The 26,675-nt window shown below is 67.1% G+C and carries 28 protein-coding genes; 8 read left to right on the forward strand and 20 right to left on the reverse strand.

The window, feature by feature from the left end; translation table 11 throughout:
• Positions 1–18: 18 nt before the first annotated feature.
• The 12 genes from SVXhr_RS10345 to SVXhr_RS10400 form a co-directional block, all read right to left on the reverse strand.
• The gene (locus SVXhr_RS10345; protein WP_275737123.1) at positions 19–1,077 is read right to left on the reverse strand and encodes a presenilin family intramembrane aspartyl protease PSH; all 1,059 of its coding nucleotides are present in this window, start codon (positions 1,075–1,077) and stop codon (positions 19–21) included.
• A 63-nt stretch (positions 1,078–1,140) separates the two neighbouring features.
• Positions 1,141–1,368, reverse strand: coding sequence for a Gar1/Naf1 family protein (locus tag SVXhr_RS10350; protein ID WP_015790236.1), 228 nt, complete (start codon positions 1,366–1,368; stop codon positions 1,141–1,143).
• Positions 1,368–1,646, reverse strand: coding sequence for a signal recognition particle subunit SRP19 (gene srp19 / locus SVXhr_RS10355; RefSeq protein ID WP_275737124.1), 279 nt, complete (start codon positions 1,644–1,646; stop codon positions 1,368–1,370). Before srp19 ends, SVXhr_RS10350 begins: the two co-directional genes overlap by 1 nt.
• Positions 1,647–1,678: 32 nt before the next feature.
• Positions 1,679–3,241, reverse strand: coding sequence for a cobyric acid synthase (locus SVXhr_RS10360; RefSeq protein ID WP_275737125.1), 1,563 nt, complete (start codon positions 3,239–3,241; stop codon positions 1,679–1,681).
• Positions 3,242–3,681: 440 nt separating this feature from the next.
• Entirely contained in the window at positions 3,682–4,413 is a 732-nt protein-coding gene (locus SVXhr_RS10365; protein ID WP_275737126.1) for a cob(I)yrinic acid a,c-diamide adenosyltransferase, read from the reverse strand.
• A 40-nt stretch (positions 4,414–4,453) separates the two neighbouring features.
• Positions 4,454–5,185 (reverse strand): adenosylcobinamide amidohydrolase, encoded by a 732-nt coding sequence (locus tag SVXhr_RS10370; RefSeq protein WP_275737127.1) that lies wholly within the window; start codon positions 5,183–5,185, stop codon positions 4,454–4,456.
• Positions 5,178–6,188, reverse strand: a complete 1,011-nt coding sequence (locus SVXhr_RS10375) for a threonine-phosphate decarboxylase (RefSeq protein WP_275737128.1) — start codon at positions 6,186–6,188, stop codon at positions 5,178–5,180. Before SVXhr_RS10375 ends, SVXhr_RS10370 begins: the two co-directional genes overlap by 8 nt.
• Entirely contained in the window at positions 6,188–7,189 is a 1,002-nt protein-coding gene (locus SVXhr_RS10380) for a nicotinate-nucleotide--dimethylbenzimidazole phosphoribosyltransferase (protein WP_275737129.1), read from the reverse strand. Before SVXhr_RS10380 ends, SVXhr_RS10375 begins: the two co-directional genes overlap by 1 nt.
• Complete coding sequence (locus SVXhr_RS10385; protein WP_275740930.1) at positions 7,186–7,740, reverse strand: NTP transferase domain-containing protein; 555 nt, start codon at positions 7,738–7,740, stop codon at positions 7,186–7,188. The genes SVXhr_RS10380 and SVXhr_RS10385 overlap by 4 nt, the downstream gene beginning before the upstream one ends.
• Entirely contained in the window at positions 7,740–8,480 is a 741-nt protein-coding gene (cobS, locus tag SVXhr_RS10390) for an adenosylcobinamide-GDP ribazoletransferase (protein WP_275737130.1), read from the reverse strand. The genes SVXhr_RS10385 and cobS overlap by 1 nt, the downstream gene beginning before the upstream one ends.
• Positions 8,474–9,490, reverse strand: coding sequence for an adenosylcobinamide-phosphate synthase CbiB (gene cbiB, locus SVXhr_RS10395; RefSeq protein WP_345799485.1), 1,017 nt, complete (start codon positions 9,488–9,490; stop codon positions 8,474–8,476). The genes cobS and cbiB overlap by 7 nt, the downstream gene beginning before the upstream one ends.
• On the reverse strand, positions 9,462–10,679 hold the full coding sequence (locus tag SVXhr_RS10400; protein ID WP_275737131.1) for a PGF-CTERM-anchored ABC transporter substrate-binding protein: 1,218 nt from the start codon (positions 10,677–10,679) through the stop codon (positions 9,462–9,464). The genes cbiB and SVXhr_RS10400 overlap by 29 nt, the downstream gene beginning before the upstream one ends.
• Before the next feature lie 67 nt (positions 10,680–10,746).
• Here SVXhr_RS10400 and btuC point away from each other — a divergent pair, with 67 nt between their 5' ends.
• On the forward strand, positions 10,747–11,841 hold the full coding sequence (btuC, locus tag SVXhr_RS10405) for a vitamin B12 ABC transporter permease BtuC (protein ID WP_345799511.1): 1,095 nt from the start codon (positions 10,747–10,749) through the stop codon (positions 11,839–11,841).
• A complete protein-coding gene (locus SVXhr_RS10410; protein WP_275737133.1) occupies positions 11,838–13,097 on the forward strand; it encodes an ATP-binding cassette domain-containing protein in 1,260 nt (419 codons plus the stop codon). The genes btuC and SVXhr_RS10410 overlap by 4 nt, the downstream gene beginning before the upstream one ends.
• A gap of 15 nt (positions 13,098–13,112) precedes the next feature.
• On the opposite strand, the gene SVXhr_RS10415 is transcribed toward SVXhr_RS10410, so the two are convergent.
• Together SVXhr_RS10415 and coxB are read right to left on the reverse strand one after the other, a co-directional pair.
• A complete protein-coding gene (locus SVXhr_RS10415) occupies positions 13,113–13,559 on the reverse strand; it encodes a MaoC family dehydratase (RefSeq protein ID WP_275737134.1) in 447 nt (148 codons plus the stop codon).
• 102 nt (positions 13,560–13,661) lie between these two features.
• Complete coding sequence (coxB, locus tag SVXhr_RS10420) at positions 13,662–14,366, reverse strand: cytochrome c oxidase subunit II (RefSeq protein ID WP_275737135.1); 705 nt, start codon at positions 14,364–14,366, stop codon at positions 13,662–13,664.
• Positions 14,367–14,542: 176 nt separating this feature from the next.
• Between coxB and SVXhr_RS10425 the strand changes: the two genes are divergently transcribed.
• Genes SVXhr_RS10425 through SVXhr_RS10440 form a run of 4 tightly spaced genes read left to right on the forward strand, consistent with a single transcriptional unit; the run spans position 14,543 to position 18,438 of the window.
• Positions 14,543–15,970, forward strand: a complete 1,428-nt coding sequence (locus SVXhr_RS10425) for a heme o synthase (RefSeq protein ID WP_275737136.1) — start codon at positions 14,543–14,545, stop codon at positions 15,968–15,970.
• Positions 15,967–16,668 (forward strand): hypothetical protein, encoded by a 702-nt coding sequence (locus SVXhr_RS10430; RefSeq protein ID WP_275737137.1) that lies wholly within the window; start codon positions 15,967–15,969, stop codon positions 16,666–16,668. The genes SVXhr_RS10425 and SVXhr_RS10430 overlap by 4 nt, the downstream gene beginning before the upstream one ends.
• A 7-nt stretch (positions 16,669–16,675) precedes the next feature.
• Complete coding sequence (locus SVXhr_RS10435; RefSeq protein ID WP_275737138.1) at positions 16,676–17,650, forward strand: ABC transporter ATP-binding protein; 975 nt, start codon at positions 16,676–16,678, stop codon at positions 17,648–17,650.
• Positions 17,647–18,438 carry an ABC transporter permease gene (locus SVXhr_RS10440; protein ID WP_275737139.1) on the forward strand — a complete coding sequence of 264 codons (792 nt, stop codon included), beginning with the start codon at positions 17,647–17,649 and terminating at the stop codon, positions 18,436–18,438. Before SVXhr_RS10435 ends, SVXhr_RS10440 begins: the two co-directional genes overlap by 4 nt.
• A 26-nt stretch (positions 18,439–18,464) precedes the next feature.
• Here SVXhr_RS10440 and SVXhr_RS10445 read toward each other — a convergent pair whose 3' ends face one another.
• From SVXhr_RS10445 to SVXhr_RS10470, 6 genes are all read right to left on the reverse strand, one after another.
• On the reverse strand, positions 18,465–19,343 hold the full coding sequence (locus SVXhr_RS10445; protein ID WP_275737140.1) for an aminotransferase class IV: 879 nt from the start codon (positions 19,341–19,343) through the stop codon (positions 18,465–18,467).
• Between the two features lie 44 nt (positions 19,344–19,387).
• Positions 19,388–19,966 carry a hypothetical protein gene (locus tag SVXhr_RS10450; protein WP_275737141.1) on the reverse strand — a complete coding sequence of 193 codons (579 nt, stop codon included), beginning with the start codon at positions 19,964–19,966 and terminating at the stop codon, positions 19,388–19,390.
• Positions 19,967–20,132: 166 nt separating this feature from the next.
• Positions 20,133–20,747, reverse strand: a complete 615-nt coding sequence (locus SVXhr_RS10455; RefSeq protein WP_275737142.1) for an aminodeoxychorismate/anthranilate synthase component II — start codon at positions 20,745–20,747, stop codon at positions 20,133–20,135.
• Complete coding sequence (gene pabB, locus SVXhr_RS10460; RefSeq protein WP_275737143.1) at positions 20,740–22,278, reverse strand: aminodeoxychorismate synthase, component I; 1,539 nt, start codon at positions 22,276–22,278, stop codon at positions 20,740–20,742. Before pabB ends, SVXhr_RS10455 begins: the two co-directional genes overlap by 8 nt.
• A gap of 77 nt (positions 22,279–22,355) precedes the next feature.
• On the reverse strand, positions 22,356–22,934 hold the full coding sequence (locus SVXhr_RS10465; protein WP_275737144.1) for a helix-hairpin-helix domain-containing protein: 579 nt from the start codon (positions 22,932–22,934) through the stop codon (positions 22,356–22,358).
• A gap of 24 nt (positions 22,935–22,958) precedes the next feature.
• Positions 22,959–23,756, reverse strand: coding sequence for a shikimate dehydrogenase (locus SVXhr_RS10470; RefSeq protein ID WP_275737145.1), 798 nt, complete (start codon positions 23,754–23,756; stop codon positions 22,959–22,961).
• A 153-nt stretch (positions 23,757–23,909) separates the two neighbouring features.
• On the opposite strand from SVXhr_RS10470, the gene SVXhr_RS10475 reads away from it, so the two are divergent.
• Positions 23,910–25,277: a sodium:calcium antiporter gene (locus SVXhr_RS10475; protein ID WP_275737146.1), complete on the forward strand. Its 1,368-nt coding sequence runs from the start codon at positions 23,910–23,912 to the stop codon at positions 25,275–25,277.
• A gap of 27 nt (positions 25,278–25,304) precedes the next feature.
• Positions 25,305–26,657 carry a D-aminoacyl-tRNA deacylase gene (locus SVXhr_RS10480; RefSeq protein WP_275737147.1) on the forward strand — a complete coding sequence of 451 codons (1,353 nt, stop codon included), beginning with the start codon at positions 25,305–25,307 and terminating at the stop codon, positions 26,655–26,657.
• Positions 26,658–26,675 lie beyond the last annotated feature (18 nt).

The following is a 26,675-nucleotide window of genomic DNA, read 5'->3' on the forward strand; positions in this document are numbered from 1 at the left end:
ACTCCGCACGGCTATCAGTCAGAAGTACGGCCCGAGCCCGAGCGTCTCGACCAGCGACATCCCGGTAGCGAGCGCGCCGACAAGATACCCGGCGATCGCCCCGCCGTTCAAAAGCGGGAGGCCGGCGTGTGCGCGTCCGACGAGAACCATCCGTAACAGCACGGCCAGCCCGAGAAATGTCCCAACCACGGCGGTAGCCGCGGGCACGGCGATCGAGAGTGCGCCGATATCGACGGTCGGAACGGACACGTCTGCGAAAAAGGCGACGGAGGCGACCAGCACCGTCGGAATGATCGCGTCGCCGAGCCCGATGAACAACGCTTCGCGGTCTTCGAGTGGATCGTCGTCTTCGTCCTCGATGTCGTCGGAGTCAGCTTCGACATCCTCGTCGGTCGTCTCTCCCTCGCTCCCGTCGGTTGAGCCGTCGTCGCCACTCTCAGAGCCATCCGCGACCGCCGCTGAATCCGCCCGAAAGGAATAGCCAAGCGACATCGGCGCGACCAGCACGACGGGGACTTTCAAATCCATCACGCCGGAGGCGATTGTCAGCATATGCTCGGTGCCGTACACGCTGATGACATCGTAGACAGCCAGCACGGAGAGCAAGACCAGGGCAGGAAACACGCCGAAGGTGATGCCGAACAGGCCGGCCGCCCCCGCACCCATGACGGCCCCCGTGGCGTCGATGACATACCACTCCGGATAGACGTACAGCGCGATTCCGAGCGCGAGCGCGCCGAGCAACGCGGCACCATGGAGGCCGTCCCCGATCGGCAGCGTCACGACGGGCGGAAGCAGCATCGAGAGGACGATGAAGGCGATGTACGCCCCGGTCGCGACGATCATGCCGCGGATCGCCCACTGGACCTCGTACTTGAACGCGGCGAGCAACACGCCGGTCATCACAAGGACCGCACCGATGTACAACAGGCTATTGACCGGGTTCTGTGGGTCCTCGACCGCCTGGAGTCCCGCCGTTTTGAACGGGTCGACCAGCGCGAGCGCGCCGAGTTGGACGAACAGGAAAATCGAAACGATCACCGAAATCGAAAGCGCGAGTCCACGGTACCGAGCCATACAGTATCCCTCGGGACGGCGTCGGGAAAAGTGATTTCGGTCCGGCGACAACCGGGAGTCGGCTCACCGATAATACAGCGGCTGGCCGACAAGCGCTGGCGGGTGAACACTGTCGACCGGCGAGACCGCGAGATACGGCCGCTCGACCGGCCCGAACACGTCGACGACGCGGCCGACCGTCGCCAGGGAGTCGTCGATCACACTCGTCCCGATGTCAGGATGGGTTTCGTCGGGACACTGTACGACGGCCACACTTTGAGCGATCCCCCGAACCTCCCCGGCCCGACGCATCACTCGCGGAGCGCGGCGACGTAGGCCGCCACGGCTCCCAGGAGGTCACTCTTCGTTGCGTCGTCGGCATCCTTCACGAGGACGCGGCCACGGGTCTCGTACTCCCGCGGATAGGTTTTCTCGCGTTCGATCACTGCATCGTAGCCAACCTGCTGGACCGCCTTGGCGATCTCCTCGACCGTCGGCTCCTCGACAGCAAGATCTTTCGAGACGCGTCGGCCCTCGCTTCGCGTGCGCTCGGCATCGAGGGCCGCCGGCCAGATGACGTTCTCGACCATGTGTCCCGGTCGTCGGCCCAGGGGTAAACCCCTTACTGGTCACGTCCACTCGTCTCCGCGACTGACGGAACCACCGCCGTGAGGTCGATGGGTTCGACCAGCTCGGCAGCGCGATCGAACGGATCGCCCTGGGGTGCCATGCGATCGGGACGCTCCACGCCGGCCTGCTCGAAGACGTTCTCGACGAACGCGTCCCGGAGTCTCCGGTTCTCGAAGCAGCCGTGGAGATACGTCCCGAGTACCTGCTGGTTCGCGACGCTCTCCGAGCCGATAGGTCGGGCCACACCGTCCGGAACTGTCGTCTCGCCCATGTGGATCTCGTACCCGGAGACGTCCCCCGTCGCACCCGCGATCGGGCCGACACCTGTCGCCTCGTAGGTCGCCGCAGTTACACGCTTCTCGGTCGAAAAATGGGTCTCGACGGGAAGCAGCTCAAGGCCAGCGACCGTCCCGGTCGCCGTCGTGCTCTCGACGCCGACGTTCCGGAGCCGCTCGCCGAGTAACTGATAGCCGCCACAGATCCCCACGATCGGCCCGTCGAACGAACCGATCGCGTCACCGAGTCGCGAGTCCCGTACTGCGAGCAGGTCGTCGACGGTATTCTTCGTCCCCGGGAGGACAAGTGCGTCGGCGCTCGCGGCCCCACTGTCGAGTGGCAAGAACTCGACGCGGACGCCCGGTTCACGAGCCAGCGGTGCCAGGTCGGCCACGTTCGAGAGATGCGGGAGTCGCGGGACGCCGACCGTGACGCAGTCGTCCGGCGGGACACCGTCGTCATCGCCCCACGTGCCGCGCTCGCCCGCCGCAGGCAGCGAGAGGCTATCTTCTGCGGGCAATCCGGGATCGTCGTGAGGCAGGACGGCAACGACCGGGACGCCCGTCCGTTCTTTGATCGCCCCAACGCCGGGCTCGAGCAGTGAACGATCGCCCCGGAACTTGTTGATCACGAGCCCGGCCACCCGATCACGGAGGTCCTCGGGGAGCAATTCGAGCGTCCCGTAGAGACTGGCGAAGACGCCACCGCGTTCGATGTCGCCGACCAGCAGGATCGACGCGTCGTCGAAGCGCGCGGTCTCGACGTTCGCCAGATCCCGGTCCTGGAGATTGATCTCGGCGATCGAGCCCGCGCCTTCGGCGACGATCACGTCGTGGCGGGCGGCGAGCCGATTGTAGGCCTCGCGGGCGGCCCGACGGGCGCGGTCCCAGTGGTCCTCGTAGTACGTCCCCGCGGCGAAGTGACCCACGGCCTCGCCGTCGATGACCAGTTGACTCTCGCCGTCCCCTCGCGGTTTGAGCAGGACGGGGTTGTGATCGGTCGTCGGTACCACGCCGGCGGCCCGGGCCTGGACATACTGTGCAATGCCGATCTCGCCGTAGGCGTCAGGATCGCCGTCCGCGAGTTCGCTGTCATCCCCCTCGCCGACGGTCCCGACCGCACCCGGTTTGAATCCCACCCGGGCGTTGTTGGACATGTTCTGGGCCTTGAACGGCGCGACGGAGACGCCTTGGTCGGCCAGCCGCCGGCAGAGCCCGGCGACGATCGTACTCTTCCCGACGTGACTGGCCGTCCCGGCGACCAGAACAGTTCGTCCCATCTGCTGGCCATTTCTGGGAGTCGGGGGGACACGTGTCTTTCGACCGGTCCTGCGGTCAGTGACAGCGTCGAGGGGAGAAGAGAGGTGAGGGGTTCCCGCCACTCGAATCAACCATATATAGTTGAACTCCACGCAAACAACTTTTTTCGGTTGACACCTGGCCAGCAGTCAGCGGCGAAGAGGCGGACACCGGCCGGGCAGTCGGCAAGGTCGAGAACGTTCTCATCCTCACACTGACCCTGCTCTCGGCGTACACCGCCCTCGGCCTCGTCTTCATCGCGAAGTCGATCGTTCGCTGGCAGAATATCACGAGCGGCAACACGACGTACTATCTGACCGGAAGCGTCGCCAATGTCACCTACTCACTCGTCTACGGCGTCGTGATGGCTGCGTTGATACCCGGTCTGTCGGTGTCCCTCTGATGAGTGGTCTCGGCCTCCTTAGTACTCGGTCCCCTTCCGCGCCGGGTGCCCCGTCTCCAGCGGGTGGGCCTGTTTCTCGACGTGGCTGAGCAGATCGGCTTCCCCTTCGAGGTATGCCGGATGCTCGTGGCCGCCGGTCAAAACGAGTTCGAGGCCGTCCGGCTTCACGGCGATCAGGTCGAGCACGTCGTGGGGGTCGATCAGTCCACGGTTGGCCGCGTACAGCACTTCGTCCAGAATCAGCATGTGGACACCGTCAGTCGGCGCACCGTCGAGCGCGAATGGCGTCGTTGGATCACGCTCGCCAGTGGCGTCGACGATCGCCCGGGCACGTTCCAGTGCTGCCCGTGCCCTGGCGGCGTGTTCGTCGTCCGCGGTGTCGTCCATGAAGCCGTGCCAGCCAACGTGGCCAGTGTTCTCGATGGTGTAGCCCGGGACGTGCTCGATCGCGTTGTACTCCCCGCGAACACCTTCGACAGAGGGCGTGCCACCTTTCATGAACTGGAGGACGTGCACGCGATAGCCGTGCCCGGCCGCACGCAAGCCCATCCCGAGGGCAGCCGTCGTCTTGCCCTTGCCATCGCCCCACCACGCCTGGACGAGGCCGAATGCGTCGGGCGCGGCGGGGTCGATCACTTCGACGTCCGGAACGGCCTCGGTCTTCGGCCCGTCGCCGCCCTCGTCGGTCGTCGATGCTGCCTCACGCTCACTCGTCGCTGCCTCACTGTCGTCGGCTGGTTTTCGTGTCATCGTGCCTCTCTGATGGATTCAGCGGTAGGTCTCGTAGGAATCATGGCTCGAACACCGTTGCCCGGCAGGTGGTCGACTCGCCGTGCTCGGCATCGGCGACGCCATCAGGTGGCTCACGCTCTGCGTACCGCGAGCGGTAACTCGCCGTGATCGCCTCCCGGACGCAGGCTCTCGCCGCGCGGCCGACTGGGGTAGCACTGCCAGTATACTGGGACGACTCCCCGCCAGGATCGCTGGCGACGACGATCGCATCGCTGGTCGTCCCGGTGAAGCCGGCGAGTTCGAGCAACGTGGCCGTCCGCGCCTCGGCGACGATCGCAACGAGGTTTGCCATGCCCGCCTCCGTCAGCGACCGTGTCGTGCCGACAAAGAGGTTGACCGTCCCTGGGCCGGGCGGTCCACCCGTCTCCGCACCTGTGGCCGCCCTCGTGTCGGCCGGTTGCTGGGCCGGGTCGACGGGGAGCGTCGCCGGATTCGAGAGCCCGACGGTCCCAAAGACAGTGACGGGACCGAGCCCCGCGCCCCTCGCGTGACGCTGGTCGACGCCGGTCAACAGCACCGGACCGTCTCCCCGATCGAATCCGGCACTGTCGAGACGACGGTGGACGTCCGCCCGGATATCATCCGGGTTCCAGCCCGCCGGAACCGTGCAGTTGTAGGCTGCCCCCGCCCGGGAGAACCCCCCGTTCCACCCTGTCGAGAGCCAGCGAGTGTCCGAGCGTTCGAGCCGGAGTACACCACCCCGTCGCGTCGTCTCGAAGTGCCTAGACATCCGTGAACACCTCCACGGTCCGATCGGTCGCCGCACTGTCCCGCACAGCGACCCTGACGTGATTGTCCAGCCCCCGGAACGTTCGCGCGTCACGGACCGCAACGCTATGGTCGGCCGCCGTCTCCAGTACCCGCTCGACGCCGGAGTCGCCCACCTCGATCAGCACGAACGGCGCGCCCGAAGGCCGAATCGCGAAGCGGTCGTCCAGCCCATGCCGGAGGCGTGCTCGCTCCTCGCGGACGCGGTCTCGAGTCGTCTCCACGAACCCTGTTTGGCGCATGCAGTGTCGCCCGGTCGCGAGCGCCGGCACGCTCACGTTCCACGGGCGGCGAGCGGCGACCATCGCCTCGCGCATCTCGCCAGTCGCCACTGCAAAGCCCGACCGGATACCGGGCAAGCCAAAGAGCTTCGTCAGCGATCGGGCCACGGTCACGCCCGGCGTCCCGGCCAGCGACGCCTGCTCGGTGAACCCGAGAAAGGCCTCGTCCACCAGGAGGTGGGTGTCCGTCTCGCGACAGCGCCTGGCGAACGCGAGCAGTTCCTCGCGCGGGTACAGCGTCCCGGTCGGATTGTTCGGGTTGCAAACGATCGCCAGCGAGTGGGCGGCCGGATCGGCAGTCAGTATCTCCTCATGGGAGACAAACGATGGCTCGGCCCCCTGGAGCCGGACCTCCCGCGCGTAGGAACTGAAACTCGGCGAGGGAATGAGGACGGACTCGCCGGGTTCGACGGCGAGGTCGATCGCCAGTCTGATCGCTGCCAGCCCGCCGGGCGTCGGAACCACGGCTTCCGGATCGCAGTCGACGTACCCGGCGGCCGCCTTCCGGTAGGCGTCCGGCGGTTCGGCCGGGTATCGTCTGGCGTCTTCGAGCGCGTTCCGGTAGACCTCCTCGACCCCCATCGGCGTCCGTGGGTTGATGTTCGCGCTCAGGTCCAGCACGTCGGGATCGTCGCTGCCGCCGTGTTCGACGCGACCGACCTCGCGTGCACGATCACGATCCATCAGGGATCCCCCAGCAGTCGATCATACAGCGTCGTTGTCCGATCCCGAACCGCCGACAGCTCGATCCCGCGGCGTTTCCCTAACGCGAGCGCGCCGCCCATCCCGACGCCCTCCTTGCCCTCACCCGCCCCAAACCGCTCCAGGCCGGCGTGCCCACAGCCCGCGAAGCCCGGATCAGTGATCGTGCGTGATAGATCCAGGGCGTCGGCGGTCACCTCGACGCTCGCCGTCGGATCGTCCGCGACGTAGCTGGTCGTCGCGAGTTCGAACGAAGCCTCGACCCCGGCGTGTCTGACCAGCGCGGCAGCCGCGAGCAATTGCGTCCCGCCGGCGAGCGTCACTGCCCCCCCGGCGGAGAGTGCGCCCTCGACCAGCCCCGCGACGCCGGCCAGGACCGGATCGCCCTGTCGTCGGAGCGCCTGCCGCGGCTCCCCAGCCAGCTCACCCGGCTCGATTCCGCTCGCACTGAATCCCTCTCGAATCGCGGCTCGCTTTCGCTCGATCGGATTGTCGGGCAACGACGACGAGACCGACAGGTCCACACCGAGGGCTTGGGCGACCCCGAGGGCGGTCGTCGTCCCGCCGGGAATCGTCTCGCCGATGTAGACCCGCTCGTCGGACTCTCCTGCCAACTTCTCGCCGATCCCCCTGGCACGCTCCCAGAGTGAAGCGGCGTCCGGAACCGGCGCGTCCGTCCGCACGTCGCCACCCGGATCCGAGGCGACGGGTCGCGTCGTGATCCCCGGCTCGACCGCGAGTCCGGCATCGATGACTTCGACATCGAACCCGCCGAGTTCGCGGACGGCCCGGGTGACGAGCGCCGGCGTGGGACAGCCGGTCGGACTGACGGGAACCGCCGGTGCGTTCACCGGCCGACCCTTCTGGAGGAGCTCCGCGTCGGCCGTCGGGGTCATCGCCATCGCCGCGGGATCGGCCCCCGCGGCGCTGATCCCCTCGATCCGCGCCGTCTCGGTCGTCCCGGCGACCAGGACGAACGTCACCGGACCACCCCCGAGCGAAGGAGCGCCTCAGCGACGAGTGCATCCCGCGGGTAGTTCACGTTCACTGCCAGTCGAGGGTCCTCGAAAACGACCTGGCGATCGCCATCACCCGCCGCAATCACGTTGACGCCCGTCGGCGCGAGTTGCTGCCCGTCACCGGGCATCGTCGTATCGACGCGAACTCCGAGCCGTCGTTTCAGGTCCGCTGGAACACAGGCTGTCATTGAATTACCTTCAAAGGAATCGACTACAGCGTCGATCGTTGCACCCGTCAACAGGGGGAGATCAGCAGTGACTGTCACCACTGGCGAATCGATGCGTTCGAGTGCATACTGGAGGTCGGACACATATCCATCGCCGGGGGCGTCGATCGTCGGGAGGGAAACGTGTTTTCGCGTTTCCGGGGCGTGGGGCGATGTGACGGCGTAGCTCCGGGCGATCGAACTCGCCGCCAGCGCCGCCGCGACGCGATCGACCAGCGGTCGCCCGTCGATCTCGACAAGCGGTTTCTCCCTGTCGAGGCCGAGTCGAGTCCCGCGGCCGCCACACATCAAAAGAGCGTCCACGCGATCACCCCCGCGTGTAGCCCGACGACGCGGGCGAGTTCCGCAGTCGCGCCGAGAACGTCACCGTCGACGCCGCCGAGCGTCCGGCGAGCCCAGACGACCATGCCCACGCCACACATACCCGCCGCGGCGACAGCCACGAGCGCCGAGGGATCAGGCCAGGTCAGGGCGCCGGCGGGCACAGCGGCGACCAGTGGAGCGAGCGCGTGACGGTAGTGAAGCCGGTCCGTGAACTGCGCACCCAGGCCGTCGTGCGTCGCCGTGCCGAGACAGGCCGCGAGTGCGACAGCGGTCTTCGCGCCGACTTCACCCGCGACGACGAGCAAAGCGGCACGTTCCGGCAACTCCGCGAGTGTGTATCCAGCGGTCGCGAGTCCGACAAACACGATGCCGACCGCGGCGACCGCGCCGACGCCGACGGTCGTGTCGGTAAGCACCTCCTGGCGGCGCTCGGAGTCGCCGTGGACGATCGCCGCGTCGCCCAGATCCGCCACGCCATCGAGGTGATTGATGCCAGTGAGAACATACAACCAGGCGAGAAAGCCAACGGCCACCGTGGCGGGCGGGACCGGCGCGAGCAACGGAAGCGCCGCCAGCGCGCCGATCGCGTAGCCGACCAGCGGGAACGCTGCTGGCTGCGATCGGAACGCCTCCCAGGCCGCCTCGTCGTGGCCCACCGGGAGCCGCGTCAGGAATCCCACTGCACCGCGGAGCGCATTCAACATGACCCCACCCCCACGGTGACGAGTCCGAGTGAGCCAGGACTGAACTGAACGGACGCGATGACGAGTGACATCCCGCCGGCGATGGCACCCGCGATCGCGACGGTCCGAATCGCTCGCGTCGCCGTCGCTGCGTCCGGTAGCGTTGCATCCGCGTTGAGTACGTACACGCCGGGCTTCTCGAACCGGGTGTCGAGCACGGCAGCCAGCGTCGCCATCGGCCACCCGGAGTTGGGCGACGGGGGCGCGCCACGCCATCCCCGGGCACGCCGGAGTGCCCCGAAATCCCGTGCCGTCAGCGCGATCAAAACAGCCGTCGTCCGCGCCGGCACCCACATCACCAGATCGTCGAGTCGCGCGCTGGCCCACCCGACCGGCTTCTCACGATAGCCGAGCATCGAGTCCAGCGTGTTGACCGCCTTTACCCAGACTGCAGCGGCGATACCGATCGACAACGAGAGTTGCGATCCCAGGGCGAACGCCAGTAGCGGCGCGACGAACCCGTCTGCCAGGTTCTCCGCCAGGCTCTCGACGCTCGCACTCCGGATCAGCCCCGGCGAGAGTTCGGTCGGATCACGACCCACGAGGGCGGGAAGGCGCTCCCGGGATTTGTCCGGATCGGTTTCGCTGGCGGCGATCACGTCTCGGGCCCGCGTGAGCAGCCGGCGGAGGCTTAGCGTACTGAAAAGAACGAGGCCGGCGACGATCGAGCTGAGGACCGGGACAGTTGTGGCAAACTCGACGAGCCACCCCGCGAGGAAAGCGACGGCGAGTGGAGCAACCAGCGCGATCGACGCGCCCACGGCCCGCGAAAACGGCCACACGCGATCAAGGGGAGCGATCATTCGACCGAACAGCGCGACGGGATGGATCGTTTCGGGCGGTTCACCGACAATCGCGTCCAGCGAAAGGGCGAGTGCGACGCAGATCGCTGACTGGACGCAAAGCGTGAACCCGCCGAGGGCCGCCACGGGGTTGGTCACGTCACCGACGCCGGGCGATGGTTCCCGCACCGAGCAAGGCAACGATCGCCGCCACGATCCCAAAGCCAGGACCGGTCGCGGTCGTGGTCTGGGTGGTCGTATCCGTCGTCTGGTTCGTGTTGAACGTGACCGTCTCAACCGTCGTGGTCGATTCAGTCGTCTCAGTGGCTGAGTCAGTCGTCGTCTCGGTCATGGGTTCGGTCGTCGTCTCCGGTGGTGACTCAGTCGTCGGCTCGGTGGCGGTCGCCGCACAGACCGGGGCCGACACCGTTGAGGAATCGACGGTCACGTCGGCGGCTGCGTCGGGGTGGAACGTCCTCGCCAGCGTCCGCAGTGGTTCGGTCACCCGCGGCCCGGGCTGGCTGATGAAGTTGGCGTCGACGCGGACGGTCTGGTTTTCCTGTATCGCGGTCGTATTCGACAGCGCCGGATCGGACGGGATGGGTGACTCTCCCGAGACGACGATCCAGTCGGGGTTTTCGTTGACGACGACTTCGGTATTGATCGTCCCGTACCCGCTGATGTTGGCGGCGCTGGCGACGTTGTCCCCGCCGGCAGCGTCGATCACGTCGCCGATGAAGGTCTGACGGCCGGCGGTATAGCCGCCGCCCATGGCGTAGAAGACTGTGGGGCGGTCCTCGCCTGCGGTGGCGTTCCGGTAAGCCTCGGTCGTCGCCAGGGTTCGAGCACTCACGTTCCGGGCTGTCTCGGAGGAACCCAGGAGCCGACCGGTGAGTCGGGTCTTCTCGACGACGGCACTGACCGAACTCGCACTTTCGAAGCGATAGACCGTCACGCCTGCGTCCCGCAGTTGCTCGACCGCATCGGCGCTGATGATGTTGGGCGCGAGCACGAGGTCCGGGTTCTGGCTGAGAATGACTTCTACTCGTGGCTGACCCTCCTCGCCGACGACGTTCGTCTTCGTTTCCGACCCGTTTAGGTAGCTCGTGTACTGGTTGACGGGCATCCCGACGACCCTGTCCTGAGCACCGAGTGCCCAGACGACCTGGGAGGCACTCGGTGCGAGGGTGACGATTCGTTCCGGTCGCTCATCCACCGTCACGTTCGCCCCGTTGGCGTCGGTGACGGTGATCGGGAACGAACAGTTGACGGTCGGTTCGTGGTCGGCGACCTGACCGGCGGCGGGCGACAGCGCCACACCGGCCACACCGCTGACGACCAGCAACACGGCAAACACTCCGGCGATGGTCCGTGACATGTACTCCGGGCTGTGGGCTTATCCAATAAATACTTATCTAATGCAACTCAACTTGTCATCGATGCGGATGGGGTTGCGGATCGGCGTCTGGACAGCCGGGTTGACGATGACGTTGGCCGTCATCACAGTTACGAGTGCAGCGATCGGCCCAGTCGCTCTGGACGTGCCGACCGTCGCGAAAGCGTCGCTCAATGCCGTCGGGATCCCGGCTGGCCTCGATGTCGGGATCGGCGAGACGCCGACCCTTGGGCGTTCGATACCGATCCCCACTGTCGACGTACGCTATGCGTACCCGTTCTCGTTTGCGATCCCCGAGACAGCCGAAACTATCGTCCGACAGGTTCGCCTTCCCCGGATCGCGCTCGGTGGAGTCGTGGGTTTCGCGCTGGCGAGTGCCGGTGCGGTCATGCAGGGCTTTTTCAGAAACCCGATGGCCGACCCCTCGATCATCGGCGTCTCCTCGGGCGCGGCGGTCGGTGCTGTGGCGACGATCGCGTTTCCAGTTGCGTTCCCGCTTGGACTCCAGGCGGCCGCGTTCGTCGGCGCGCTGGTCGCGGCCTTCGTGGTCTATGCGATCGCCACCGAGAACGGCCGGACGCCGGTCGCGACGCTGTTGCTCGCCGGTGTCGCCGTCCAGACCTTCCTGGGCGCGGTGATCTCCTATCTCCTCTTGCACGCCGGCGAAAGCCTCGAACGGGCCGTCTTCTGGCTGATGGGACACCTTCACAGTAGCTCCTGGGCCGAAGTCGAGGTGACGCTGCCAGTAGTGGTGGTGACGTTCTTCGGTCTGCTCGCCTACGCTCGGGACCTCAACGCCCTCATGCTCGGCGAGGAGGACGCCCAGACTGTCGGGATCGCCGTCGAGCGGACCAAACGGATCTTGCTCGCGCTTTCGAGTATCGTGACCGCCGCCGCGGTCGCCGTCGCCGGCGTCATCGGCTTCGTCGGGTTGATCGTCCCCCACGTCATGCGATTGCTCGTCGGCCCCGACCACCGGATTCTCCTCCCGACGAGCGCGCTGGCCGGGGCGGCCTTCCTCGTCGCGACCGACACCGTCGCCCGCTCCAACCCCGCCACGTTGCCCGTCGGGATCGTCACGTCCGCGCTCGGGGCCCCCTTCTTCCTCTATCTGCTGCGTCGCCGGGAGGTGCACGAATTATGAACCACCACACGATCGAACTGGACGACGTCTCGGTCTCGCTCGGCGAGGTCGACGCACTACGTGACGTCTCACTGTCGGTCGATGCCGGCGAGTTCCTGGGCCTCGTCGGCCCGAACGGGGCCGGCAAAACGACGCTCCTGCGGACGGTAAACGGCGTCATCACACCGGACAGCGGAGCCGTCCGTCTCGACGGCACGGCGGTAACTGAACTCGGACCGCGGGGCGTGAGTCGACACGTCGCCACGGTGCCCCAGGATACGTCTGTCTCGTTCGCGTTCAGCGTCGAGGACGTCGTCAGGATGGGCCGGACGCCTTACCGGGCGCGGACGGACCTCACGGCCGACGAGGCCGACCGGGACGCCGTCGATGAAGCGCTCGAACGGACGGAGATGACCGCGCTCCAGGACCGACCGATCACGGCCGTCAGCGGCGGCGAGCGCCAGCGGGCGTTCGTGGCCCGCGCGCTCGCTCAGGACACGCCAGCGCTCGTCCTGGACGAACCGACTGCCAGCCTCGACATCAACCACCAGGTCGGCGTCCTGGAACTGGTGGGTAACCTGGTCGCCGACGGGAGAGGGGCAGTCGCAGCGATCCACGACCTGGATCTGGCGGCCCGCTACTGCGATCGACTCGCGTTGCTCGCCGACGGGGAGCTCCAGGCCGTCGGCGATCCGGAGACGGTCTTATCGGACGAACACCTCCGGCCAGCCTTCGATACCCGGACGGCCGTCACGCCCGATGCCGTCACCGGGACGCCGAGTGTGACGGCCATCGCCGAACCGCGACGGGATCGGGACGCGCACGTCCACGTGCTGGGCAGCGGCGCGACCGCCGCCCGCGTCCTGACGACGCTCTGGCAGGCCGGCTTCGAGGTGACTGCCGGCCCGTTACCCAGCGGGGACGCCGCGCTGTCGGTCGCCGACGAACTCGACGCCGAGGCGATCACTGCGCCGCCACTTTCCGGCCCCGACGAGGCAGCGCTCCGGAAGGCACGCGAGTACTGCCGGACAGCCACAGCGACGGTGCTGGCCGATCCGGAGATCGGCCCGGCTGCTACCGTCCTCGATCTGGCCGAGTCGAGCGGGCGGCCGATTCTAGTCGAAACGCGTCCGCTTGCGGAGCGAAACCACGCGAGCGACGGGGCAGAAGCACGCTACCGGAAATTCGAATCGCGGGCGCTCACGGCGTCGATCCACGGACTCGTCCCGGCGATCACCGAGGCGACAACTGCCAAGACCGTGCCGGCCGACGACTGACCGGCAGTGCAATTGTTACTGCTGGTCGTCCCGCCGCGCGAACAATCCCTTGACGACCATCGAGAGCACTTCCTGGTCGTCCTGAGTCGTCGTTCGGACGGCGAAGTCGATCTGCCCACGATCGTCGTCGAACGCGCTCGTCTCGATCACCTCGACGTCGACGGTGAGTTCGTCGCCCGGTCGAAGCGGCGTCCGCCACTCCAGGTCGTCGACGCCCAGGCCGCCACGGCCGGCCGCGTCCTCAAAGAGTCCATCGACGAGGAGCCGCATCGAGAGGGCGGCAGTGTGCCACCCGCTGCCGATCAGCCCGTCGAAAGGGCCCTCGGCGGCGGCCTCGCTGTCGACGTGCATCGGCTGTGGATCGTATTCGCGAGCGAATTCCTGGATCTCGTCGGCGGTGACTTCTCGTGTTCCGAACGTCCAGGACTCACCGACGGCAAAGTCCTCGTAGTACCGAACCATCACCGGAGCGTAGCGGCCGAGCGGACAAAACAATCGCGTGTCGAGCCCGAAAAGAGAGGGCGTCAATCCCCGCCGAGATCAAGGTCGCCGCCAACCGGCTATTTACTCGGATTGGCTATCGAGCCAGTCCTGAAAGCCGTCCTGACTCATGACCTCGACCGTCCCGAGCATGCTCGAATGACCCACGCCACAGTACTCCGCACAGTACAGTTGGTAGGAGCCAGTTCTGGTCGGCTCCGTGGTCAGGTAGTTCGACTTCCCGGGGAAGGCGTCCTGCTTCAGCCCGAGCCCGGAAACGTGAAAGGAGTGAATCCAGTCCGTGGAGGTGACGTTCAATCGCACCTCCTGGTCGACCGGGAGAACCAGCGTCCCGCCCGTGGTGACGTTCTGTTCGGGATAGTTGAACGTCCAGGCATATCGTTCAGCAACCACGTCGACTTCCAGGGCGTCTTCGGACGGGCCCGTATCCGTGATGGGTTCCTGTCCGAGGACCCCGTAAGAGGCGATGCCGACGAACAGCAGGACGATAGCCGTAGTGATTGTCCAGGTAACCTCAAGTCGTCGGTTCTCCTGTGTGGGCTTGGCCTCCTCGGTCTTGCTAGCACGAAATCGCCAGACAGTGTAGAGCAGGATCGCCTCGACGAGCAGCGTGATCGGGATCGCGACCGCCAGCAACTCGTTCATCAGCTCCCAGATCAGGTCGTACGTCGTCGAGGTACCCCCGGACTGGGCAGCCACGGTGGCGACGAGCGTCGCCAGCCCGCCCACCGTGAACATCGCCACCAGGCCGTTTCGCGTCTTCGTCATGGGCGAGACTTTGAGACAGGCAGTCATAAAGAGCGTTCATCCGGCGAATTTCGGCGATTCTTTGGGCATAGTCGAGCAAGTCAACTGGAGACACAGCCCCCAGACGACAAACGCGACAAGTGTTGCATGGTGGGGAAGCCTAAGTATCGCCCGTCCCGGAGATACAGCGAGAAACAGTGTTAGAGAATCGAATCGACGACGTTCCATTGCGGTTCTCGACGCTTCTGGCCGGGACGATCGTCGGCGTCTATCTGCTGGTGATCGCCGGGGCGACGGCCGCGATCACCGACGCGGCTGCCGCGTGTTCGACCTGGCCGACCTGTCGACTGCCGACCGCCGGCTCACCGGATCTGGTAATCGCCTGGGGCCACCGCCTGCTGGCGGCCATCGTCGGGCTGGCGGTTCTCGTGACCGCGGCGGTCGGGATGGCGCGAGTCGCTGATCGCCGCGTCCGGGCGGCATTGGCGTTCGCCGTCGTCCTCTTCGCGGTCCAGGTCGGACTCGGGGCCGTCGTGACAGTCTCCGGCGCGGCCGGCATCGCGCCGACCGTCCATCTGGGCGTGGCGATGGCACTCTTTACGACCCTCATACTGGCGCTCGCCTGGACCCTCGAAACGGAATACGGCGACCCAACCGAGGAGCCGAATACGGGCGTCACCACGCCGGCCGAGCCGGTCGAACCGGCCGCCGATGGCGAACAGCCGCCGACACGGCGTGACCGAGGACCGGCGGGAGAGATGCTGGCGACGCTGCAAGCCTACGTCCGGTTGACCAAGCCACGCCTGATGTGGCTGCTGTGTCTCGTCGCCTCGGCTGGCATGGCCCTGGCGACGACGGGCGGACGGACGCTGACGGTCGAGACGATCCTGGCAACGCTGTCCGGCGGTGTGCTGGCGATCGGTGCCAGCGGCACGTTCAATCACGTCCTCGAACGTGACGTCGACAAGCGGATGCAGCGCACGTCCGACCGACCGGTGGTGACTGACCGCATCCCGATCCGGAACGCGGTCGCGTTCGGACTCGTCCTGTCGGCGCTCTCGCTTGCCATCTTCGCCACGGTCAACGTGCTAGCTGCCGCGCTAGGTCTCTCGGCGATCCTCTTCTACAGCGTCGTCTACACCCTGTTGCTCAAGCCAAACACCGTCCAGAACACCGTCATCGGCGGGTTCGCCGGCGCGCTGCCGGCACTCATCGGCTGGGTCGCCGTCACGGGCACGTTCGGCGTCCCGGGTCTGGCGCTGGCGGGAATCGTCTTCCTGTGGACGCCGGCGCACTTCTACAACCTGGCGCTGGCCTACCAGGACGATTACGCCCGCGGCGGCTTCCCGATGATGCCGGTCGTCCGCGGCGAGACGGTGACGCGCAAGCACATCCTGTTGTACCTCGGTGCGACGCTGTTGGCCGCAAGCGGGCTGGCGACGCTGGCGAACCTGGGCGTCCTCTATGGAGCCACGGTCGCGATTGTCGGGGCCATCTTCCTGTGGGCCGTTCTGGTACTGCACCGTGAGCGAACGACCGACGCGGCCTTCCGGGCCTTCCACGCCTCGAACGCCTTCCTCGGGGCCCTGCTGGTCGCGGTCGTGATCGACGCGATGGCCGTATGAGCACCGCGAGACGCTTCGGACCGATCCCGACGCCGTCGAAAAGTCACCTCCTCTGGGGCGCGTTACTGGTCAACACTGAAGTACTCCTCCTCTTCGGGTATCTTTCGGTCAGCGATTCACAGCTGTTCGATCTGGCGTCGCTCAGACTGTACGTCTACCCCTTCGTCTGGATCAACGTCTCACTGTGGGCGCTCGCGACGGTCCGACCGCCGGCTGCCCCGCGCCGCCGGAAGCTGTTCGGGGGCGCGGTCGCTACCGGCTACGCCCTCGTCCTCGCATATCTCGGTGGCCTGGTCTCGACGGCCATGACCGACGGCATCGGCCTCTCGATCCGACCGCTGGTGTTTCCGCCAGGCTGGGCTCCAGTGGTCTCGGCCGATATCGCCGGACTCTCGCTGACACTGCTTCCGTACAAGGTTCTGGGATATATTACGTTGTCATACCTCGTATACGCGCTGGTCGTCGAGGCCGCTGGCGTGCTGCCGGCGATCCTGGGGCTGTTCTCGTGTGTGTCCTGTGTCTGGGCCGCCGTGGTCGTCCCGCTGGCCGGGACAGTCGGCGGCTCGACGGCACTCGCGAGCCTCGTCTTCGGCGGCGGCTACGACCTCTCGACGGCGATCTTCGTCGTCTCGGTCGTCCTGCTGGCGTGGCGACCGACCGTCGGAAACCGAATCGACTTAGGTGGAGGTCGGCGGTGATCGAAGCGTGACTGCCATCGCCATCGAGGACGTCCGGCGAACCTACGGCGACACTGTCGCGCTCGATTCCGTCTCGTTATCGGTCGACCCCGGCGAAATCTTCGGGCTGGTCGGACCCAACGGCGCGGGCAAGACCACACTCGCTCGGGCGATCACCGGGACGACCGACTACGATGGGACGGTCGCGCTGTTCGGCGAGCAGCCGCGGGCGATCGACCGCTCCCGGCTCGGCTCGCTCCCCCAGTCCTTCTCGCCCCACGAGCGATTGACCGCCCGTGAGCTACTCGAGTACTACGCGGGCCTGTACGACGACGCCCTCACGCCAGGGCACGTGCTCGACGACGTCGGCCTGATCGACAGCGCCGACACGTACTACGAGAACCTCTCGGGCGGCCAGCAACGCCGGGTCTGTGTCGGGAGCGCGCTCGTCAACGATCCCGATCTGCTCGTCCTCGACGAGCCGACGACGGGAATCGACCCCGCCGGCCGTCGACAGCTCTGGGACCTCCTCGAAGGGCTGGCCGCAGACGGCACGACGATCTTTCTGACGACTCACGACATGCACGAGGCCGAACGACTGGCCGACCGCGTGGGACTGCTCGCCGACGGCGAGTTGGTCGCCGTGGACACGCCCCGTGCCCTGATCGACACCCACGGTGGCGAGAGCCGACTGACCGTCGAGACGGCGTCGCCACTCGCCGAAGGAGACGCGACCGGCCTCGACTACCGAACCGCTATCGTCGACAATGACCTGCGGGTGTTCGACGTCGCGCCGACGGCGATCGGCAGCGTCGTCGACAGTCTCACAGATGCGGGCGTCCAGGTCGAATCGCTGAGTTGGGCCGAGCCGACGCTCGAAGATGTCTACCTGGAACTGACGGGGACCGCCGTCGGACGCGGCGGGCAGCGGCTCGACGACGGGGCCGCGAGCGCGGCCGAGGAACCGAACGCGCCGACACCCCCCACGGAGGGATCGTCGTGAGCCGACTGGGCCGAATCACGAGCGAGACGCGCGCCGCGACGCGAGCGTTCCTTCGTCGCCGGACCGCGGTCTTCTTCACGTTCCTGTTTCCGCTCCTGATCGTTCTCATCTTCGGCGCGCTCGTCCAGACCCAGCCCACCGGCGGCGGTCTCTTTACGGAGCCGCCGGCGTACTACGTCCCGGGCTATCTCGCGGTCGTCGTCCTCTTTACGCCGCTCTCTCGCGTCGGCAGCGGGGTCGCGCGCCACCGCGATGATCGTCGATTCGAGAAGCTGGCGACGACGCCCTTGTCCCGAGCAGAGTGGCTGCTGTCCCAGACGCTCGTCAACGTCGCCATCATCGGCGTCGCGGCCGTGCTGGTGCTCGCGGTGATGGTGGCCGTCACCGGGGCGACGATCGCCCCGTCACCGTGGCTGGTTCCGTTCCTCGCGATCGGCGTCGCACTGTTCTGTGGGATCGGCGCGCTACTCGGGAGTTTCACGGACTCCCAGGACGGCGTGATCGCCGCCTCGAACACGCTTGCCCTCCCGCTGCTGTTCCTCTCGGAGACGTTCGTCCCGCCTGAACTCCTCCCGGAATGGTTCCGCCCGCTGATCGAGCTCTCGCCGCTGACATACTTCTCGCGGGGCGTCCGAGCGGTCGTGACCGATCCCGGCGCGGGCGTCGAGGGGACAGTCGTCGCCGTCTGGCCCGCCGGCCCCGATCCGGCCGCCAACCTCGCGATCCTGTCGATGCTGGCGCTCGTCACGTTCGGACTCGGAGCACTCACGTTACCCCGGACGGACTGAGGGGAGACTGTCGGCCGACCCGCTGGTCACTCGTAACAGGATCGCTCGACGCGCCGATCGTAGAGTCGGGAGAGCAGCCGCGTGATCGGGCCGCCGCCGATCGACTCGCCGTCGACGGCCCCGACCGGGCGGAGCTCCCAGGTCGTGTTCGTGAGGAAGGCCTCGTCGGCAGCCAGTAGCTCCTCGCGCTCGTAGCGACCCGTCTCGACGGGGAGCCCTTCCTCGCGAGCGAGATCCAGCACGATCGAGCGAGTCACGCCGGGCAGGATCGACTGGTCGGTCGTCGGCGTGTAGACGACACCGTCCGTGACGAAGAAGAGATTGCTCGTCGCCCCTTCCGCGAGATACCCGTCGGTGTCGAGCAGGAGTGCTTCGTCTGCCGGGTCGCCACTGGCCCCCCGCTGGAGTTCGAGCCGGGCGAGAATCCCGTTGAGGTAGTTGTGCGTCTTGACATCGGCCGGCAGCGCGGCGTCGGGGATCCGTCGGGTCTGGGCCGTCCGAACAGCTGCCGGGTCGTTCCAGACGGGGTCGCCGTCGGTGCCGCCCCGGGGAAGCGAGTCGACCATCACGACGATCGTCGGGTCGACAGCGGGATCCGGGGTGAGCTTTCCGGCCTGGACGCCACGTGAGATCGAAAGCTTGACGTAGGCGTCGGTGAGGTCGTTGGCCGCGAGCGTCTCCGCGATTCGCTCGCGGAGGTCCGCACGCGGCGGGATCGCCTTGGCGAACCCCAGGGTCTCACAGGTACGTTCGAGCCGGTCGGCGTGGGCGTCCCAGGCGAAGACCTCGCCGCCGTAGGCCCGGAGCGTCTCGAAGGCCGCGTCGCCGTACATGAAGCCGCGATCCCGCACGTTGACGGTTGCCTCCGCGGCAGCCACGAGTTTGCCGTCGACGTGATACTCCATCGCGTCGGCCAACGGGGGCCCGGGGCTTGTGTGTTGGCGTTCGATCACTCGGCCAGGGCGGGGTACTCGAGTCGGAGTTCGCCGTCGAGTTCGTAATCGGTTCCCGGCATCCCGCCGCCGGCAAGTGCCATCGTCACGTCGAAGGCGACCGTCGTGGCCGTCTCCGACCACGGGCGGACGATGCACTCGAGCGTGCTGATGGTCTCGTCGGCCAGGTCGTCGAGGTCGGACAGTTCGATCACCGTTCCGGGTCTCCAGTCGGGCGAATACAGCCTGACCTCGGGCGGCGGCGAGCTGTCGCCCTCGACCGGCGAGACGACCGCCACGTCCGCCGGCGTCTCGGCGTCGGGCATCCAGACGCGCAGCCGGACGGACTCGACAGTCGTCCCCTCGCGGTGCCAGATCTCGGTCGACATCGGGACCACGCCGTCGGCAACGCCGCCGTTGACGCCGAAGTGGCCGACCTCCGTCCCGCCCTCGCTGAAGTGGATGCTAGCTACCCCCTGGGCGTCGGAGTGACGGGTCGGGTCCGAAAGCGTCGTCTCGGATCTGAGCGCACCACAGCCCGCGCTCGCGCCGGCAGCGGCAACACCCGCCGCCGCGAGAAAGCGCCGTCTACGCATCTCGACACCCGACCTGTTGATCGGGTCGACTGTTGGGTGGAAGGGCGGGCGATATAGCCGAACGCGCGAGAGACGTGTCCCTGAGCATATCCATGCCGATGTACCCGGAGCCGAAAAGCCCTGCTCACGGTCAAACGTCCATTTGACCGGGGGCACGTCGCCTGCATCAAACGACGTGCTGCTCGAGGAACGCGGCGATCATGGCCTTGCCGTGCTCGGTCAGGATACTCTCGGGATGGAACTGGACGCCGACGTGGGGCTTCGAGCGGTGGCGCACCCCCATGACGACCGACCGTTCGTCGTCGGTGTGGGCCGTCTCTTCCAGACAGTCGGGCAGGGCGTCGCGTTCGACAGCCAGGGAGTGATACCGGCCGACCGGAAACTCCTGTGGGAGGGCGGCGAAGACGCCCCGCCCGTCGTGGGTGATCGCCGAGGACTTGCCGTGGACCACCGCCGGGGCGTGGCCGACTGACGCGCCGTGTGCGGCACACAGCGCCTGGTGACCGAGGCAGACCCCCAGTGCGGGTGTCGACAGTGACTCGAAAACGGGCATCGAGACGCCGGCAGCCTGCGGGGTGCCCGGGCCGGGCGAGACGACGATCGCGTCCGGGTCCAGCGTCCGAATGTCCGCGAGGTCGACCGCGTCGTTGCGCCGGACCAGGACCTCGCCGTCGACGCCGGGGAGCCACGCGTCCGTCGTGACCACCTCACCCACGTACTGCACGAGATTGTAGGCGAACGAATCGTAGTTGTCGACGACGAGGACCGTCGGCTCAGCCATCCTCGCCCTCCTCCGGCCGCCCGGACGCCCCCTCTTCGCCCGCGTCCAGTCGCCCGGCATCTCTCGCGCGGGAGGGCTCGACGACCGAGAGGTCCGTCCCGTCCGCGAGCGCGTCGTCGACGGCGGTCACCAGTGCCCGGGCCTTGTCGAGGGTCTCGTCGTACTCCCGGTCGGGCACCGAGTCCTCGACGATCCCCGCGCCGACGCGAAGGTGGTACTGCTCGCCGTGCCGGACGAGCGTCCGGATGACGATGTTCATCGTCGCCCGGTCGTCGAAGCCGAAGATCCCGATGCTGCCCGTGTAGGGCCCTCTTCGAGTGGCCTCGAGTTCGTCGATGATCGCCATCGTCCGTGGCTTGGGCGCGCCAGTGATCGTCCCGCCCGGGAACACCGCGCGGATCGCGTCGGCCAGGTCCTGATCGTCCCTGAGTTGCCCCTCGACCAGCGAGACGAGATGCATCACCTCGGAGTAGCGATCCACCCGCCGGTACTCTTCGACGTCGACGCTCCCGTACTCGCTGACCTTCCCCAGGTCGTTGCGTTCGAGGTCGACCAGCATCGCGTGTTCGGCGCGTTCCTTCTCGTCGTCCCGGAGTTCCCTCTCCAGCCCGGCATCGGCGTCGGCCGTTCGGCCCCGCGGCCGCGTCCCCGCGATCGGTTCGGTGACCAGCCGGTCGGCCTCGCGATGGAGGAGGAGTTCGGGACTGGCACTCACCAGGTCGGCGGCCGGGAATTCCAGCAGCGCCGAGTACGGGGCCGGGTTGCCGATCCGGAGCGACTGGAAGGCCTCGACCGGGTGGACCGCCGCCGGCGCGGCCAACCGGTGGGAAATGTTCGCCTGAAAGGTGTCGCCCTCGTGAACGTACTCCTTGACGCGTTCGACGCGGTCGGTGAAGGCCTCCCGACCGGTGTCGCTCTCGAAGCGAACCGGCCCCGTCGCCGACGGCTCTTCGACGCCGGGGTCGCCGTCGATGGCGCGGCCAGCCAGCTCCAGCGCGCGCTCGCGCCCACGCTCGAAAGCCGCGTCGGGATCGCCGTCGACCGTCGGACACGCCGTCACGCGGAGCGTCACCGGAGCCTGGGCGGGTTCCTCCCAGGCGACCAGCGTGTCGTAAACGGCCACCTGCAGGCGTGGCAGGTCCCGGTCGCGCTCGGCCGAGCCGGGGAGCGCCTCGATCTCCCGGGCGATGTCGTAGGAGAGCCACCCGATGGCACCGCACGGATAGGGAACGTCCGTCCCGGCGCGATGAAGGTGCTCCTCGCCGAGTCGATCGACGAGCCGTCCGATCGTGTCCTCGCCCGGGTCGACAGTCAGCCACTCGATGGGCTCGACCCCGAAGTAACTCCAGCCCTCGGTGCCGCCGGTAGTTTCCAGCACACAGCCGCCGGTCGACCGGCGCGCGCGCCGGTAGGCTTCGTAGGGATCCGTGACCGTGACGCGAGCCTCGACCGGGACGCGGTCGCCAGGATCCGCCCCGGCCGCACGTGCGCGGAACGTCGCCAGGTCGGTCACGAGTTCCGGGTCCGTCATTATACTCACACAGACGGAGGACTACTAATCGTGTTACGATCGGGGCACAACTCGCAAGACCGACTGCTGGCGAGTGCTCACTCGCCGGCCTGGTCGATCCAGCCTTCGACACGCGAAGTTGCGATGCCGGTCGTCTCGGCGACGGCGTCGGCGTCGGCGGCGGCGAGTTCCCCGACAGTCTCGATATCCGCCTCGGCGAGTCGCTCGGCGTAGGCCGGCCCGATCCCGTTGATCGACTGGACGGGTTCTGTGTTCGCCGACGCTGCCGAGTCAGATTCGGCTCCGTCTGTCGGTTCGTCTGCGGTCGCCGCCGTCGCTTCGCCAGCCGTTTCAGCCTCCTCGGACGCTTCCGCCTCGGCCGACTCGTCCGGCTCGTCGGTTTCCGAATCGGCGGATTCGACAGGTTCGTCGTCTCCCTCGACCGAATCCTCAGCGGCGTCAGTGTCGGCCTCGACATCGGTCGACGTGTCTACGCTCGACTCGCTGGTTGCGACCGCTCTGGTTCCCTTGACGGCATCCTCACTTTCGGTATCCGGTTCGTGCTCGACCGTGACGGCCACGTTCTCGGTGTCCCCCGCGTTCTGGCTTGGCATCTCGGTATCAGACTCCCCCGAGTTGAGACCGAGAAGTTCCTTGATCTGTTGGAAGAGTGCCATACTCCTCAATACACACGCCAGGACTTAAAGGCGTTCACGAAGTGCCTCGTTCATCTCCTCGACAGGAGCGTCCTGCCCACTCCAGCGTTCGAAGGCCTCGACGCCCTGGAACAGCAACATCCAGGCACCGTCGACGGTCGTCGCACCCGCCGCGGCCGCCTCGCGTAACAATCGCGTCTCGATCGGGCTGTAGACTGCATCGAGTACCGCCAGGTCGGCGTGCAGCGCCGTCGCGGGGACTGGCGATCGGTCCTCGTCCATCCCCACGCTCGTCGCGTTGACCAGCACGTCCGCGTCCGCCAGCAAGGAGTCGAGTGCATCGAGGCCATGCCCGCTGGCACCCGGGACCTCCTCGGCGAGGGCGTGGGCCGTCTCGACGGTCCGGTTGGCGATCGCGACGTCCATGCCCTCGTCGGCGAGACCGAAGGCGATCGCCCGCCCTGCGCCGCCGGCCCCGACGACGACCGCCTGCCCGGAGAGCGCCACACCGTGACGTGTAAGTGCCCGCACGGCACCGATCGCGTCGGTGTTGTGCCCCGTCGGTTGATCACCGCTGAAGTCGATGGTGTTGACCGCGCCGATCCGTTCGGCCAGACCGTCGGGTTCGACCGCGTCGATGACGTCCTGTTTGAACGGGATCGTCACGTTGAGTCCCGAGACGCCGAGGGTCTCGGCCGCCTCGACGGCCTCGCGTGCCGCGTCGACCGGTGGTTCGAAGGTGACGTATCGTGCGTCGATGCCGAGTTCGTCGTAGGCCGCCTCGTGCATTGGCGGCGACAGCGAGTGTTTCACGGGGTTGCCAAGGAGTCCGTACACGTCCATAGCGAGGGCGACGGCCGGGAGCGGCAAAACCGCGACGGTCGAGACGGTGGAAAAGACGCCGTCGATGTGAACCAGCGTCAGCTGTCAGTGTAAGTCTCTATCACGGACGTCCGACACCGCAAGACATTATTTTGGCAGGGGTAACCTCTCAGTGTGTCTCGTCTACGCCATCCGTTGACGGCAGTCGCCGCTGCACTGGTACTGACGCTGCCGTGGGTCGTCGTCGAACTGTCACGGCTCGCCGCTGGACTCGACTGGATGCCGGTCGACGCCGGGATCGCGCTCTCGACGGGCCCGACCGTCCTGGTGACTGGACTGGCCGTCGTCGGCGCGTCGTTCCTGCTCGCGTGGGGGGCCGAAACAGCCGAGAAGGACGTCCCCCGGGCGTTCGCCCTCGCCGTCCTCGCGGTCCTCGCCGTCGCCCCGGAGTACGCCGTCGACGCGCTGTACGCCTGGGACGCCGGCGCGCAAGCCGGGACCACCGCGGGCGCGGAGGCCGGCAACCTCGCCATCGCGAACATGACCGGAGCCAACCGGATTCTGATCGGCCTGGGGTGGTCCGGGATCGCGTTGTTCACCGTCTATCGCGCCTACAAGGTTCGGGACGACAACGTCGAGAAGCGATCCGGCTTCCTCGCCGATGTCGTAACCCTGGACAAGGCGCTGACGACCGAGATCACGTTCCTCTGGCTGGCGACGCTGTGGGCGTTTCTGGTCCCACTCGGTGGCGGCATCGACCTGATCGACACCGTCGTCCTCGTCGGCCTGTACGTGAGCTACATCCTGATCATCATCCGCTCCGGCATCGAAACAGAAGAAGAGCAGATCGGTGTCCCGGGCTATCTTCAATCCTACCGCAAACCAAAGCGGATCGCGACCGTCCTCTCGCTGTTCATCTACTCGGGCGTCATGATCCTGATCGCCGTCGAACCGTTCGCCCACGGGCTCGAAAACCTCGGCCTGCAGTACGGCGTGCCGAAGTTCTTCATGATCCAGTGGATCGCCCCGCTGGCAAGCGAGTCACCCGAGTTGATCGTGGTCATCTATCTCGTCAACAAAGCCCGATCCTCGGCCGGGTTCAACGCCCTGATCTCCTCGAAGCTCAACCAGTGGACGCTGTTGATCGGAACGCTCGCGGTCGTCTACTCGATCGCGGCGGGCGGGATCGGCGTCCTCGAATTCGATTACAAACAGCAACTCGAAATCTGGATCACCGCCGCCCAGTCCTTTTTCGCGCTGGCGATCCTGGTCAACTTCAACATCAGCCTCCGGGAGGCTGTCGCGTTGCTCGTGTTGTTCGTCTCGCAGGTGTTCGCCGAGTTCATGGTGTTGAACGTCCTTTCGCTGTCCCATCCCGAAGCACTCAGCCACCAGATCCTGCTCGGGTACACCGCCGTCTACCTCCTCATCGGGCTGGCGATGTTCGTCCACCGCCGGCAGGCAGTCAAGGAGATGCTCGGCATGACCTACGAAGTAGTTCAGACGGCGTTCGGTCGTCGGAGCGACTTCGATATCGAGTAAAGTACCGCGCTCGAAGCAGGGCTATTCATGATCGGCATCGTCGTCTCGACAGCTGATCGCGCCTCGGAACACATTCACGAGCACCTCCTGGAAGTGGCGGACTGGACGACGACCCGTGACGAAGGTCGATCCCCTGGCGAGGGTGGTGGCGAGGTCTCCCGCACCGACGGCTTCGAAATGCGCGTCTTCGACGATTGGCACCTCGAGCTCGACGGCGTGGCCGCGGCCTTCGACGATCCGGATCTCGTCGTCTTCGCCTCGCGTCACTCGGGGGAGACCGGCCCGCTGCTCACGGCTCACCACACCGGCAACTTCGGGCCGGCCGAGTACGGCGGCGCGGATCGCGACCTCGCCCGCGCCGCACCCAATGCCCACAGTCAGGTCCTCGACGCGCTGGCCGAGCACGCGCCGGCGGACTACGAGGTCGGCATGGAGTGCACCCACCACGGCCCGACCGACGTCGGTGCCCCGTCGCTGTTCGTCGAGGTCGGCAGCGGTCCCGACCAGTGGGACGACCCCGACGCCGCCCGCGCGGTCGCACAGGCCATCCTCGACCTGCGGGGAGTCATGGCCGATGCGCCCCGAGAGGACGGCGAGGCAAGCGCCCGCCGGCACCTCGTCGGGTTCGACGGGAACCACTACGTCCCGCGGTTCGAGCGTATCGTCCGCGAGACTGACTGGGCCGTGGGCCACATCGCCGCTGACTGGGGACTCGACGCACTCGGCGATCCACTCGAAAGCGAGGACGTGCTCCGGGCGGCCTTCGAGGAGAGCGCCGCAGACTATGCGCTGATCGACGGTGATCGCCCGCGTCTCGAACGGGCGATCGACGATCTGGGATTCGAGATCGTCGGCGAGTCGTGGCTCCGAGCGGTCGAAGGCGTCCCGCTGCCCGTTGCCCGCCGCGTCGAGAACCGGCTGGCAGCCATCGACGACGGGCTTCGCTTCGGGGAGCCGGCTCGGGGATACGATGGGGCCTTCGAGATCGTCGACATCCCGGGCGAGCTGCTCGACGAAGCACAGGGGATCGACCGCGAGGCGACCCGGGAGGCCGTCGAGGGTGTCGCGCTCGCGTTCACCACCGAGCAGAGCGCCACGCTCGTCGGCGATCGAGCCGCTGTTGTCGATAGTGAAGATCGGGATGCACTGGTCGAAGCACTCGCGGACGTACTCCGCATGGACTACGACGAGGTGACGGTCGGGGACGACCGCGTCGTCGCGAGGAAAGAAGCCTTCGACCCCGGACTGGCCGCGGAGGCAGGCGTCCCGGAAGGGCCGAAGTTCGGCAAGTTGGCGAGCGGGCAGGCCGTCGAGGTGGATGGCGAGCGTGTCGAACCCGGAGAAGTCAGTCGGGAGCGAGAAGCGACGTTCCCGGTCTGATCTGGCGAACGGCCAGTC

Source organism: Halorhabdus sp. SVX81 (genome assembly GCF_029207715.1).
Classification (GTDB): Archaea; Halobacteriota; Halobacteria; order Halobacteriales; family Haloarculaceae; genus Halorhabdus.

Bases quoted from the DNA above. Each gene is read 5' to 3' on its own strand.
- SVXhr_RS10345 (WP_275737123.1), bottom strand. From the start codon at position 1,077: ATGGCTCGGTACCGTGGACTCGCGCTTTCGATTTCGGTGATCGTTTCG.
- SVXhr_RS10350 (WP_015790236.1), bottom strand. From the start codon at position 1,368: ATGCGTCGGGCCGGGGAGGTTCGGGGGATCGCTCAAAGTGTGGCCGTC.
- srp19 (WP_275737124.1), bottom strand. From the start codon at position 1,646: ATGGTCGAGAACGTCATCTGGCCGGCGGCCCTCGATGCCGAGCGCACG.
- SVXhr_RS10360 (WP_275737125.1), bottom strand. From the start codon at position 3,241: ATGGGACGAACTGTTCTGGTCGCCGGGACGGCCAGTCACGTCGGGAAG.
- SVXhr_RS10365 (WP_275737126.1), bottom strand. From the start codon at position 4,413: ATGACACGAAAACCAGCCGACGACAGTGAGGCAGCGACGAGTGAGCGT.
- SVXhr_RS10370 (WP_275737127.1), bottom strand. From the start codon at position 5,185: ATGTCTAGGCACTTCGAGACGACGCGACGGGGTGGTGTACTCCGGCTC.
- SVXhr_RS10375 (WP_275737128.1), bottom strand. From the start codon at position 6,188: ATGGATCGTGATCGTGCACGCGAGGTCGGTCGCGTCGAACACGGCGGC.
- SVXhr_RS10385 (WP_275740930.1), bottom strand. From the start codon at position 7,740: ATGTGTGGCGGCCGCGGGACTCGACTCGGCCTCGACAGGGAGAAACCG.
- cobS (WP_275737130.1), bottom strand. From the start codon at position 8,480: ATGTTGAATGCGCTCCGCGGTGCAGTGGGATTCCTGACGCGGCTCCCG.
- SVXhr_RS10400 (WP_275737131.1), bottom strand. From the start codon at position 10,679: ATGTCACGGACCATCGCCGGAGTGTTTGCCGTGTTGCTGGTCGTCAGC.
- btuC (WP_345799511.1), top strand. From the start codon at position 10,747: ATGGGGTTGCGGATCGGCGTCTGGACAGCCGGGTTGACGATGACGTTG.
- SVXhr_RS10410 (WP_275737133.1), top strand. From the start codon at position 11,838: ATGAACCACCACACGATCGAACTGGACGACGTCTCGGTCTCGCTCGGC.
- SVXhr_RS10415 (WP_275737134.1), bottom strand. From the start codon at position 13,559: ATGGTTCGGTACTACGAGGACTTTGCCGTCGGTGAGTCCTGGACGTTC.
- coxB (WP_275737135.1), bottom strand. From the start codon at position 14,366: ATGACGAAGACGCGAAACGGCCTGGTGGCGATGTTCACGGTGGGCGGG.
- SVXhr_RS10430 (WP_275737137.1), top strand. From the start codon at position 15,967: ATGAGCACCGCGAGACGCTTCGGACCGATCCCGACGCCGTCGAAAAGT.
- SVXhr_RS10445 (WP_275737140.1), bottom strand. From the start codon at position 19,343: ATGGAGTATCACGTCGACGGCAAACTCGTGGCTGCCGCGGAGGCAACC.
- SVXhr_RS10450 (WP_275737141.1), bottom strand. From the start codon at position 19,966: ATGCGTAGACGGCGCTTTCTCGCGGCGGCGGGTGTTGCCGCTGCCGGC.
- SVXhr_RS10455 (WP_275737142.1), bottom strand. From the start codon at position 20,747: ATGGCTGAGCCGACGGTCCTCGTCGTCGACAACTACGATTCGTTCGCC.
- pabB (WP_275737143.1), bottom strand. From the start codon at position 22,278: ATGACGGACCCGGAACTCGTGACCGACCTGGCGACGTTCCGCGCACGT.
- SVXhr_RS10465 (WP_275737144.1), bottom strand. From the start codon at position 22,934: ATGGCACTCTTCCAACAGATCAAGGAACTTCTCGGTCTCAACTCGGGG.
- SVXhr_RS10470 (WP_275737145.1), bottom strand. From the start codon at position 23,756: ATGGACGTGTACGGACTCCTTGGCAACCCCGTGAAACACTCGCTGTCG.
- SVXhr_RS10480 (WP_275737147.1), top strand. From the start codon at position 25,305: ATGATCGGCATCGTCGTCTCGACAGCTGATCGCGCCTCGGAACACATT.